We start from the raw sequence: 12685 nt of genomic DNA, 5'->3' as shown, positions 1-12685 counted from the left end.
TAAGCCGGTCTCAGCAAAATACCTGAAAGAGGGGGTAATAAGGGGGCAGAAGTAGGCCTTTATAGGTATATACACAGATACAGAGTGATGATTTTTCCATTTAGAGTTTATTCAGGAAAAATCTTGACGCTCGCTAAGATAAAAAACACAAGATCTGCAACAAAAGAGTAACAAACAAACTACTAACAATCGTTCTTCCTGTTCAAGATCAAGATTTATTACCTTTGTTTAGCCTTGTAGTCTACAGATTTATGCAATCTGAAAAACGCCAAATCCTACACATTGTCGCCCCCGTATTCGTGTCTCTGATGGCACAGAATATCATAGGTATTACCGACACTGCTTTTGTCGGGCGTTTGGGAGAAGTGGCTCTCGGCGGAGTTACGATGGCTACCATGGCTTACTTCTGCATCTTCACTCTAGGTTTCGGGCTGGGGATAGGCACACAAATCATTGTAGCCCGGCGATATGGAGCCGGCTCTTACAGTGCCATAGGCAATATCCTCTGGCACAGCCTACTGATGCTGTTAATAGCCGCCACTCTGGCTATTGGCACAGGATTGATTGGAGGAGAAACGTTCTTCCACAGTGTACTTTCATCACAGCGAGTTGCCACAGCAGCCACAGCCTATTGGGACTGGCGAATATGGGGATTTCTCTTCGCATTTGTTGGGATTGTTTTTCGCTCCTTTTTTGTAGGAATAGCCCAAACCAAAGTGCTTACCTACAATGCAGTTGTAATGGCTGTGGTCAACATAGTTCTCGATTACGGTCTTATCTTCGGGAAACTGGGATTACCACAAATGGGATTGGAAGGAGCTGCAATAGCCTCAGTCTTGGCCGAAGTATCCTCTCTGATTTTCTACCTCATTTATACTCACATAGTAGTAGACTTTAAGCTCTATGGCTTAAGAAAAAAGTTGCTCCAGCAATTCGATTGGAGGTTGATGCAAAAGACTCTCAACCTATCCGTCTATATTATGCTACAGTCTTTGCTTAGCCTCTCTTCTTGGACTTTGTTCTTCTTCATGATAGAACAGCTGGGAGAAAGACCTCTGGCTATCGCATCCATTATTCGTAGCATCTATATATTCCTATATATATCTATCAGTGCATATAGTACAGCAGTAAGTACAACAGTCAGCACCAAGATAGGAGCCGGTCTGACAGCTCAAATACCACAATACCTCAGACAAGTTGCCTTTCTCTCTTTGGGGACAATGCTCATAGCCTGCCTGATCACAGTTATTGCCCCTTCGGCTGTGCTGCACATATTCACGGATGAAACATCTCTCATAGAAGCTGCCAAGCCGGCTCTCTATGTAATCTGCATAGCTCTCTGTATCTGTTCGGTCGGCAACATGTACTTCTCTGCCGTATCGGCTACTGGAGCCAGTAAAATGGCTCTTATAATCGAGGCTGCCACTATTGTATTCTATGTGGGCTATTCTGCTGCAATGACCTATGGCCTGCAAGCTCCCGTACATATCTGCTACACAGTAGAGATCGTCTACTATGTACTCATAGGCCTATCCAGCTATCTCTTTGTTATCTCAGGTAAATGGCAGGAGAAGAAATGGTCTGAAATAAAAGAATAGAGGCTTCCTTATCGAAAGCCTCTCACTAAAAAAAAGGGGGGGGGGGGGGGGAAATCCTATCCCTCACAACAAGTCTGCTCCTCCCAAGTTCAGAGCCATTTAAGTCGTCTGAATATCCAGAAGACAACCACAGACAAGAAGATAGAAACGGCTAAGACAAGCAAAAATGCATACGACTTCTCGGCAGCAGGCAATTCTACGTTCATACCATACAAGCTGGCAATAAGAGTAGGGATCATGAGCAACATAGAAATACTGGTCATACGTTTCATGATCGTATTCACATTATTCGATATGATACTCGCAAAAGCATCCATCGTGCCTGTAAGAATGTCGCTGTATATGTTCACCATGTTGTAGGCTTGCCGCATCTCTATCATAACATCCTCATTGAGGTCATCATCTATCTCGGACCTATAGATAGTACGCAGTTTACCAATCAGGGCTTCATTTCCCCTAATTGAGGTATTAAAGTACACAAGGCTCTTTTGCAGTTTCATCAATTGCAAAAGGTCTTCATTACTGATACTCTGCTCAAGTGCGCTTTCGGATCGTGTAACCTCTACATTTACCTGTTTGAGGTATTTCAAAAACCACACAGCCGAGCTATGCAGCAGTCTCAGCAAGAAATTAGCCTGCGTATCTACTGAAATATTTTTGCGGCGAGAATAGCCAATAAAATCAGGTAAAATGCGTGTCTCGAAATAGCATATAGATACAATGATATTCTGTGTCTCTGAGGTGATCACACCCAAAGGAACAGTAGAATAGGTGACGTCCTCATCGTGGATAATCTCTATCGGTATACGCAAGATCGTGAGTAGCCAACCATCCTCCTCTTCGGTGCGAGGACGCTCATCTGTATCGGCTATGTCACTGATAAAAGTCTCTGGCACACCCAAGTCGGTCACCAAAGAACTAAGTTCGGCCGTCCCGGGGCTTTCCAGCGATACCCAGCAGCCGGACTCTATGGAAGACTTTTCACAAAATCCCTCAAAAGGGTAGATATATCTCTTCATTAGATCATCTCCTTAGCTTAAATACATAAGATTCTTCTCATTCACTCACAAGACTACGACATCGGAGTGATAGCAAGAGGAGATGACTGTCGATCAGAAACCTGATCAAAAGGATCTGACAAGATCGATCCAGTTCGGCATCCCCTCCCCCATATCGCAACTACACGATCGGGGCTTGCCTTTCTGCTCGGATGGCGGTAAGGGATCTTCCATACTGGTTTGTTTTATTTGGGTTTGAAATCTCGATTATCGTTGCAAAGGTAACTCTTTGTGCCCAACTTTATTCTTCATAAAACAAAAAAAGAGATGCGCTTCGCAATGCGAAGCGCATCTCCCTTGTTTTCTCCCCTCATAAAACCAGGGAGAATCTATCAAAGCTCAGAAAGCCTCTTATTTTATCCTGAACTTCTGCGTAAAGACAGGTTTTCCGTTGTGAGAGATACGGAAAATGCTAATCCCCTGAGACAGCCTTACTGGCAAGCGATAAGCCGATACCCCGGCAGGCAACATTCCCTTATACTGCAAGTTGCCCAAGATATTGAAGACCTCCAACTCCAGATTGCGGCCTTCGGAAGTATACTGCAAAGTACAGAGTCCATCAGCTTCATTGAGCAATGCCACCTTGGCAAACTCTATCACATTCGTACTCTGTTTACTAATGTGTCTGAGGAGCGCATAAAAAGTGATTGGAGAACCTCCCGCTACTGGTGTGACATCAATCTTGACCTTGAAATCATCCCTCGTATCAGCCAAAGCTTCTTTGAACTCATAAGTAGGATGCACCTCATTGGGATAACCAAACTCTCCCTCTTCGTACTTCTCCAACTTAATCCGACGGCCGTCTGCATGGACATCTCCATAGGCATTTACCTTTTGACAGCTTTCTCCCATACATAACAAAGAGATTCCCCAATTGGCATCTCCTTTGTGGTCTACCTTGGAAAGAGTAACCTTGTATTCCTTACCTATGGCAGCAGCATCCGGATTCAAATAAAAATGAATATCCGCACTTGTAATGCCCTCTTTCGTCTCGTAATATGCTGTGATGGTTCCTCCTTCGGGAAGCTCGTCTTTTCCTCCATTGTGCATAATGGCAACTTTCTGAGCAGAAAGGCCAGAGATCGTGCCCCAAAGGGCTACAGCAATAAATAGTAATTTCTTCATTTTTCTCTATTTGCTATCGTTTTCTTATTTAATTCCTACTTCTATTGTTTCGATTACCGACTTGGTTTGAGCATCATAGACAAAAGCTACCACACGAAGATTGTCGGGGTTTTGCTTCGCTGTCTCAAGCACCGTTTGGGGTAAATTCGACGTATGAAGATACTTACCACCAAGCTGAATTGGCTCTCCCCAGGTCCCATTTAGAGCTGCACGCAGCACATGGTCATGCTCGTGATCCTCCTTGTGCTTTCCTCCAGGGTATTCCTGGAAAGCCTTGATATCATTCTCCAGAAGCCACAACTGTACATTATACTGCTTTGCATCTTCCTTCTTGGCTCCCACTGCCACTACAGACACAGACACTGCTGTCCTATCGGCATTGAAAGAGGCTTTGGCAAAAAGGTCCATTTGGGCCGGTTGAGCAAGAGCTTTTTTCAGACGTTCGATCGTTTCGGTAATGTCGCCGGTTGCAGACACAAGGCCATTCTCACCTGTTCTGTCTATAACAGCCTTAGGCACTGCATCCAGACCCAACCAACGAGCATAGGCCTCTCCATCTGCAGTGGGGAAATCGGAACCCTTGTGAGGCAATAAATGGCTGTGTATAGCCACGGTCACAACCCTGCCAGCATGGGATTTGAGATCACCTTCAAGAGCCTTATGCAACCTACTGGCAAAGACTGGGCAATTGGAACATTCCTGTCCGGTATAATCCTCAAGCAATACAGTATGCTGACTTTGCGTGGGGTTCTCCGGTTCGGGGTCGTTCATGGGCTTCAACCTATTGCCCTCCTCTATCCTATCGCAAGCAACGAAAGCGAAACTTCCTGCTAAAAGCAAAGCTGCGGTCAATTTATTGAATATCATCATAAGAGATCTTTACTTGTGATTAGAAGCTTCCGTTGTAAGATATATACACACCCTGTGTTGCAGGCATCAGACGGCACACACCACCACTACAGTTGATACCCTCTCTGGTACGTCCTCCCGAGAGTTGTATGCGATGCGCTCCCTTAGCATAGGCTACCGAAGCCATGTAGTAATGCTCCTTGGTCAGTCCTGCATTGTACTGGTCACTGATCGTAAACATCAGGCCCGGCTGGATAGACAACTCAGCCAAAGCAAAGATCCAATCCCCTTCACCTTGCTTAGTAGTCAGATACTGCAACTCGGTACGAAGCTGCAACTTATTGCTGAGCTTATGCTTGCCATCATAAATAAACACATTGGTATGATACATACCGGGGTGAGCAACACCTTTGGCAATATTCTCCTTGTCGTAATCATCCTTATGCCCTACAATCACATCTTTGTTGTACCTCTGATTGATGTAGGTAAGAGTGAAACTGTACGAAGGGCTCAACTTCTTAGAAATCTCAAAATTGATATCCTGGAAATACAAGTCCCCTGTGCCGAAGAAAGTAGTAGAGTAACCATTGCCTCCTATGATAGCTTCTTCAAAGCCTTCATCACCGGGCTTTAGATTAATCCGCTTGCCGTTCCTGTCTTGCCAATCCTGCTTGATACCACGAATATGTGAAGCATTGAGACGGATTTGGGTACCATACTTACCACCCAGCAAAGTCTTACGCTTGAAAGTGTATCTCAACTCTCCCTGAAAAGCCCATTCTCCGCCAGGCTGTGTGGCATAGGGGTAAAGAGCTGCAAGCGTATAGGTCTGCTGTTGAGAGAAAGGGGGGAGGTAGTTGATATGCAAAGGCAAACCGAGCACAGTACGTTTGGAGAGATAATTGAAATTCTCACTCCTCTTGGCCTGCAACAAAGCACTCATACCAGAGCGAGAGTACGAAGCGGACAGCATAGCCACCGATCCATCGCGATAGATAAACTTGTTATCAGCTGTAGGGTCGTTGTATTTATAAGCATATTCGCCATAAATAGACATTCCCCCTCTTTGCAGAGAAAGACGCGTACCCCAAGCCGGAACATTCTCCGGCAGGTTGAGCTGCATTTTCTTCTCACCCTCTGTCACAGGGATCACTTCGCTTTTCTCATGTTTGGAAACAAAGCTCCCGGCAAGACTCAGGTAAGTACCACTCTCCTGCATGGGTTTAATCCATTTATCCAAACCCAACTCCAGATCGAAGGCAGAGAGATAACCACGGTCACTGCTGAAGAACTTCATCGTCCGATCGAAGTAATTACGCTGCTGCCCTGCCAGAGCTTTGATAGATACGCCTTCTATCGGACGCGTCGTTACCCTTGCACCACGAATGGAGTTGTCTATCCCCAGATTGCGCTCTTCATACGAGCGGAGCATGATTCCGCTTCCAAACTGCTCATAGAAGTCACCTACACTCAGATCGACGAGAGAGCCATATCGCCCGGTAAGTCCTATGTAGGGGATTCCACGTCCCTGATTAGCTTCGTTGCCGGGCAAAGGGCGAGAAAGCTCCTCGAAGCGAACACGTGCTTCAAGAAAATTATTTTGCAGAATAGCTGTCACATAGCTATTGCCAAACCATTGTCTTTTTGTCTTTTCCTCCGTAGAGAGCAACATATCCGACTGCACATTAAAAGTCGCTTTCAATGGCTGCCAACCGAACTTCTTTGTTCCCTGTGCCTGAATGGCAGAAGAGGCATTCTTCTCGACAGAGACATTATCTCCGGCCGGCTGCAAACCCTCTGTAGAATCTGCATAAGCCAAAGTAGCTGCCGAAAGACCGAGAGTCAATAATAAAGATCTTTTCATCACCGATACTTGCATGGTGTTGTGCGTCTGTATTCCTTATTATTTATTATTTTTTTGCGATATGCTCACGTACTACTTCAATGAGGTGCTGTTCGGAGCCATCTGTATATCCACTATGGTTGTAGATCACTTTCCCTTCTCCATCTACAATGAATACATGAGGCACTTGATTTACATTCATGGCACGCTTGAAGTCCCCATTGGTATCGAGTAGTACTTCGTATTCCCAACCATTACCGGACACAAGAGGTTTCACTCGCTGTGCATTCTGCCCATCATCGATAGATACGGCAACGAGCTTGACTCCTGTCTCATCCTGCCAATCAGGATAAACTTCATGTATTGCCTTCAATTCGCGCAAGCAAGGCTTACACCAAGTGGCGAAGAAACTAATAATCATGGGCTTACCGTCATTGCTAAGCTGAGAGGTGTTCACGGTCTTGCCATCTATATCCTTCAATTCTACAGAAGGGAGTTGGGCAAAAGCTGTTGCAGCGAAAGCCAAAGCTACGAGCAGGAATACAATCTTTTTCATGTTACTTCTTTGTCATTTATATGTTTGACATCATATTCATTATTCAACCGTCATATTGAAGCCCAAGACTCTCATAAGAGTACTATCAGAAACCATTCGGCTCGAATATACGCTCAAAGGTACAAAATACTTCCATAGTAATGAACGATGTGACACAGAAGAGAGCATCTGAGCAACCTACAATCCGGGGTTATTATCCGGTCTCGGACCTCTGAATCAGTTCACTGGTACATAAATCGTTTGATACTCTGTTTGGGAGTTTTGACAAAGGTCTCTTCTCGCAACTCGAATTTGGTAATCTTCTCATAGCTACCTACTTCTTCGTTGAGTTGCTTGCGTGATTGTTCTATCAGTCGGGTAGCTTCTTCTCTGCTTATCCCGTCTCTGCGAATATGCTCCACATTAGGAACTACCAACGCCACCAGACGGCCATTACGCTCTACCACCAGACTTTCCAACACATAGGGCAGTAAATTGATCTTCGACTCTATCTCCTCAGGATAGATATTTTGTCCATTGGCACCGAGTATCATCGTCTTGGAACGGCCTTTGATATATACATTATCCTGCTCGTCCATTGTACCCAAATCTCCGGTATGCATCCATCCGTCCTCGGTGAAAAGAGCTTGGGTCTCTGCCTCTCGTTTGTAGTAACCCAGACAAACATTTTCTCCACGCACCTGTATCTCTCCGACCTCTGCTTCCGGATTTTCACCTCTATCGATACGTACTTGCATTATCTTTTTCAGAGGTTTTCCACAAGAGTGTAAGGCCCAATGCTTATGATTTTCGTAGCATATCAAAGGGCCACACTCCGTCATGCCATACCCAACAGTGAAAGGGAAGCCGATGCGTTTGAGGAAAGACTCCACTTCGGGGTTGAGAGCTGCCCCTCCCACAATGACTTCACAGAAGTTACCACCCATGCCATGGGTCATCTTGCGACGAATAGACCGGCGGACAATCGCCTTGACAAAAGGCAACCTGAGCAAGGCCTTCAAGGCCGGCTGCTTGAGTCGAGGAATGATGATCTCTCGATAAATCTTCTCCAATATCAATGGAACGGTAATGATCAAATTCGGACGAACATCCTGGAAAGCCTGTGTTACCACCCTCGGGGAAGGTATTTTACCCAACAGAAATACATGTGCACCAACCACCATGGGGGTCAACAAATTGAATGCACAACTATAGGCATGTGCCAAGGGAAGGAAACACAATTCCCGATCCCCACAATACATCAAATCGAGAGTTGCGGCATAGGTCACATTACCGGCCAAATTGTTGCCACTCAACATTACACCTTTACTAAAGCCGGTTGTTCCGGAGGTATAGTTGAGCACCATAAGTCGATCATTCGGCACCTCCGGATAGGCAATATCTTCTCGACGATAGCCTTGCGGATAAAGCGAGGCCTTGCGACCAGCACAACGCCCCTCCAAACCTTGCAAGCGAGCCTCCGGTGTACGGTCAGCAACTACCTCTCCGGTCTGAATCTCCAGAGCTGCAATCAAATGCTCGGGAAGTTGACTATCAGGCAGAGTTTCCCAAATGGCCCGATTGACGAATATAAGCTTGGCATCGGAATGCGTAATGATACCAGCTGCATCCGTAGGGTTGAAATCCTGTAAGATAGGAACAACGACTGCTCCGTAAGTAATCACAGACAGAAAGACAATACCCCATTCGGCAGTGTCTTTTCCCATGAGAGCGATATGATCCTGGGGCTCCAATCCCAATTCTTCAAATAATAGGTGATAATAGGCAATCCGATCGGCCAACTCCCCATAGCTATAAGTGTTCTTTTCGATATAGTTGGTTAAGGCAGGGAGATCCCAATGCTCGGCAAAACTCTTAGCAAATAAAGCGATTAGATTTTGTTCTATCATATATACTTCTAATATTGCACATTATGGTTGCATATGTGCAAAAGTACAGCTTTTATCCTGTACAAGACCAAAAACAAGCAGAGACGAAATAGAGGACAGCAAAGGAGGCAAAGGGACAAATTGCCCTATAAGCCTCTATCTCAGAGAAAAGAAAAATAGCAAAAGACACAATAGAGCCCTATCAGCAGCTCTACCAGACTAAGCAAAATAATCAGCAAACTTTCTGCCCGAAAACTCAGGCGGATCGCTCGACGAGCATCGGCCATTCTCACTCTGCGCTCAGTCTCTCCTATGTAGGGTTTATAGACCTCCTTGCCAAAATAATCATGAGGCCCACCAAAACGGCAATTAAGCAGAGCTGCCATAGCAGCCTCCGGATAGCCACTATTAGGACTCAGGTGAGCCGAGCCATAGCGTCGTACAAAGGGCAAAAGGCTCAGTTTACCATCGACCAAAAGCAAGAGAAAAGCCGTGAGACGTGCCGGGATCCAACCCCATACATCATCCTGAATAGCTGAGAATCGACCGAAATGCAGGTAGCGTTCACTACGATAGCCCACCATCGAGTCGAGCGTATTGACCATTTTGTAGCATAGCATAAGAGCCGTGGCTGGAACGACGGCCACCAATGGAGACAAATCGAGAAAACAACCCAAGAAAATCCCGAATACACTTCCGACGAAGTAGTAAAAAATCGGGGCTATCACTCCATCATTGAGATTCTCGGCCTGTGTTTCCAAGGCTGCAATACGTATCTCTTGCGCCGATAGCTTGCTGGTATCTCTACCCACAATACGGCTCACCTGCACACGGCCTGCGTCTAATGAAACCTCCACTGCCGCGAAGACCTGCTTTACCTCCTCTGCCAGGGTAGTACCTGCCAAGCAATAAAAAATGAGAGGAACAGACAGGAGCACCGGTAGCAAAGGGAAAAGAAAATAGAGGAATCCAAGTAGGACAAAAGCAACCAAGAAGCTACCCAGCGTCAATCCTAATCCCATCAAACGTCCTCTCCGTCTCAAAGTGGCGGGAGAGAGATCCGGCTTGTTCAACTGTTTTTCATAACGAGCTATAAGCTTGCCATATCCGACAATCAGATGTGGCATGGAAGGAGGATCCCCCAATATCCGATCCATACGCCAACCCAACACAAGAGGCATGATAATGGGCAAAGAGACATAGATCCAGAAAACAAAAAAACGCCCCACTTAGCTCAGGATTTGAAAGATGAAACAATCTCGGAAATAGCTCGCACAAGGCTCTCATTGTCCGATTCGGATTGGGCAGCTATGCGGATATGCCTGTTACTCAATCCATAAAAATTGGAAGCATCGCGCACCAATAAGCCATAATCTTCTACCAAAAGTTGCTTGAACTGCTTCGAATCGAGTCTCAAATGATCCGGCAAACGGCAGAGCATGAAATGCGTGTCTGTCGGTTCGATTTCCAGTCCTAAATCGAGCAACATAGATCGCAACCAGGTGGCCGATTGCAGCAGTTTTTCCAAATCAAAGGAGTCCTCTTGCGATGGCTTTTCACTCAAAAACAGTCCCGCCTCAATGGCCAGTGCATTGACAGCCCAAGGCATTCGTCCCTGCCGCAGAAGCTCAATCTTATTCTCCGATGCACAGACATATCCCAAGCGAAGTCCCGGCAACTTGTATTGTTTGGTCATGGAGCGAAGAATCAACAAATTGTCTCGCTCAAGAACCGCCGAAGGCATAAGCGTTGGACAAAGCGTGAAACTATCGTAAGACTGATCGACCACAAAAAGAATATCGGGCCGACGAGTAACCCAAGCAGACAAATCTCTCAAATCCCAAACCCTTCCGTTTGGGTTATTCGGGTTACAAAGCCAAATAGAGCAGTCCGATTGCCTTTGCCCCCTTACCCAATCTGCCATTTCGATAGCAGCAGACAAGTCGAAGGCATGTAGCGGATCAATCCCCACCGCAGAGAGAGCATCTGCATATTCACTAAAAGTAGGCTCCAGTACAATAGCTACCGACTGCGGTTGGAGATGATGGGCTATGGTGTAAATGGCATCGGTTGCTCCAGCACAAACCATCACATTCGTCACTCCCACACCGAGCCTCCGAGCCAAACTAGACTCCAGAGAAAAAGGCTGTGGCTCCGGATAGGCATCTATGAGCGATATATACTCAGACAAATGCGCCTTGAGAGCTGTATTATCGGTCGGGGCATAGATATTACTGCTAAAATTCGCTCTTATCCGACCGCAGTAACGATATAGATCGTCTCCGTGTCCGACTATCATAGGTCTTGCCGATTAAGTATTCGGTAAAAAAGATCCATATCGAGATATGAGCGCAAAGCAGTGGCCAATTTATCGTACTGCTCATTCTTGTAGCTCGCGTAATCCACTGCATGGGTTTTCTCACGAGAAGCAAAGGGCTGCAACAGGATTTCTACAAAATCGGCATTGTCCAATATGCCATGCAGATAGGTCCCCATACAACGCGGATTTGCCACATAGCCATCATAGCTTCCATCAGCCAGACGACACAAGGGCGAATGGACAGCCGAAGCAACAGGCAAGCTCCGTCCCTGATGAATCTCATAGGCAGCGCCCTTGCCACAGAGCGGAGCCTGCAGCTCAAAAGTAACCTGTCGGGTAGTCTTCTCCTGTTCCATTTCGGTGCGGATAGGCAACAATCCCAAACCTGGGATCTGAGACGCGCCTCCTTCTATACAGAGCGGATCGGCTACTTCCATACCCATCATCTGATAACCGCCGCAAATCCCCAACACAGTGGATCCACGTTTGTGTGCCCTCACAATAGCCTCGGCCACTCCGTTGTTGCGAATATCGGAGAGGTCGGAGAGCGTGCTTTTGCTCCCTGGCAAAATCACAATATCAGCCTGTTGTATTTCGGATGGGTTGTTAGTATAAAACAGATGTACTCGTGGGTCTCGCTCCAGAGAATCGAAATCGGTAAAGTTGGATATATGGGAGAGGTGTATGACAGCTACATTTATTTTCCCCTCAGCAGCCTGTCGGTGTTTTTTTTCAAGCGAAACAGAGTCCTCTTCCTCAATATGTATATCATGAAAATAAGGCACCAAACCTAAAACCGGCACTCCGGTGAGATCCTCCAAAATCTTCTTTCCTTCGTCGAACAAAGCTCGATCTCCACGGAACTTATTGATGATAATTGCTCGGATCAATCGCCTCTCCTCTTCCGGCAAAAGGGCTATCGATCCGTAAACGGAAGCAAAGACCCCTCCACGATCTATATCGGCCACCAAGAGCACGGCTGCATCGGCATAGCAAGCCATGGACATATTCACCAAATCAGTATCCCGAAGGTTCAATTCGGCGATACTGCCCGCTCCTTCGAGTACGATCGGCTCATAGCGAGCCGCCAATCGGTCGTAGGCTTGATGAACAACCTCACGCAGCTCATCTCGCCCCTGGCGACGGAAATACTCATAGGCATTCTTATTGCCTACAGGTTTACCCAATAGCACAACCTGAGAACTATGATCCGAATTGGGTTTGAGTAAAAGAGGATTCATATCCACGTGGCAATCAATACCACAAGCCTCGGCTTGCACTGCTTGTGCCCGACCAATCTCAAGCCCCTCCGGTGTGGCATAAGAGTTGAGTGCCATATTTTGAGCCTTGAAAGGAGCTGGGCGATAGCCGTCTTGCCTAAGGATGCGACACAGCCCTGTGGCCAAAATACTTTTGCCCACATCACTGCCCGTACCGGCCAACATGATAGATCTCATGGTATATAGAT

The 12685-nt window shown here is 46.4% G+C and carries 10 protein-coding genes; 1 reads left to right on the top strand and 9 read right to left on the bottom strand.

The window, feature by feature from the left end:
* Positions 1 to 251: 251 nt before the first annotated feature.
* Positions 252 to 1598: an MATE family efflux transporter gene (locus tag B5D48_RS01635; protein WP_023939038.1), complete on the top strand. Its 1347-nt coding sequence runs from the start codon at positions 252 to 254 to the stop codon at positions 1596 to 1598.
* Between the two features lie 89 nt (positions 1599 to 1687).
* Here B5D48_RS01635 and B5D48_RS01630 read toward each other — a convergent pair whose 3' ends face one another.
* From B5D48_RS01630 to B5D48_RS01590, 9 genes are all read right to left on the bottom strand, one after another.
* The gene (locus tag B5D48_RS01630) at positions 1688 to 2617 is read right to left on the bottom strand and encodes a magnesium transporter CorA family protein (protein WP_023939102.1); all 930 of its coding nucleotides are present in this window, start codon (positions 2615 to 2617) and stop codon (positions 1688 to 1690) included.
* 390 nt (positions 2618 to 3007) lie between these two features.
* A complete protein-coding gene (locus tag B5D48_RS01625; RefSeq protein WP_023937972.1) occupies positions 3008 to 3781 on the bottom strand; it encodes a hypothetical protein in 774 nt (257 codons plus the stop codon).
* Between the two features lie 24 nt (positions 3782 to 3805).
* Positions 3806 to 4651 carry an Omp28 family outer membrane lipoprotein gene (locus B5D48_RS01620; protein WP_023937971.1) on the bottom strand — a complete coding sequence of 282 codons (846 nt, stop codon included), beginning with the start codon at positions 4649 to 4651 and terminating at the stop codon, positions 3806 to 3808.
* Positions 4652 to 4670: 19 nt separating this feature from the next.
* The gene (locus B5D48_RS01615; RefSeq protein ID WP_052512529.1) at positions 4671 to 6494 is read right to left on the bottom strand and encodes a DUF6029 family protein; all 1824 of its coding nucleotides are present in this window, start codon (positions 6492 to 6494) and stop codon (positions 4671 to 4673) included.
* Between the two features lie 46 nt (positions 6495 to 6540).
* On the bottom strand, positions 6541 to 7029 hold the full coding sequence (locus B5D48_RS01610; RefSeq protein WP_023937969.1) for a TlpA family protein disulfide reductase: 489 nt from the start codon (positions 7027 to 7029) through the stop codon (positions 6541 to 6543).
* 221 nt (positions 7030 to 7250) lie between these two features.
* Positions 7251 to 8918 carry an AMP-binding protein gene (locus B5D48_RS01605; RefSeq protein WP_023937968.1) on the bottom strand — a complete coding sequence of 556 codons (1668 nt, stop codon included), beginning with the start codon at positions 8916 to 8918 and terminating at the stop codon, positions 7251 to 7253.
* Between the two features lie 140 nt (positions 8919 to 9058).
* A complete protein-coding gene (gene cbiB, locus B5D48_RS01600) occupies positions 9059 to 10078 on the bottom strand; it encodes an adenosylcobinamide-phosphate synthase CbiB (protein WP_042120387.1) in 1020 nt (339 codons plus the stop codon).
* Positions 10079 to 10131: 53 nt separating this feature from the next.
* A complete protein-coding gene (locus B5D48_RS01595) occupies positions 10132 to 11196 on the bottom strand; it encodes an aminotransferase class I/II-fold pyridoxal phosphate-dependent enzyme (protein WP_023937965.1) in 1065 nt (354 codons plus the stop codon).
* Positions 11193 to 12674 (bottom strand): cobyric acid synthase, encoded by a 1482-nt coding sequence (locus B5D48_RS01590; RefSeq protein ID WP_036887340.1) that lies wholly within the window; start codon positions 12672 to 12674, stop codon positions 11193 to 11195. Before B5D48_RS01590 ends, B5D48_RS01595 begins: the two co-directional genes overlap by 4 nt.
* Positions 12675 to 12685: the final 11 nt, after the last annotated feature.

This window comes from Porphyromonas crevioricanis, from assembly GCF_900167225.1.
Lineage (GTDB): Bacteria > Bacteroidota > Bacteroidia > Bacteroidales > Porphyromonadaceae > Porphyromonas > Porphyromonas crevioricanis.
The sequence above is the reverse complement of the archived record's forward strand: the minus strand, read 5'-3'. Positions and strand labels throughout refer to the sequence as shown.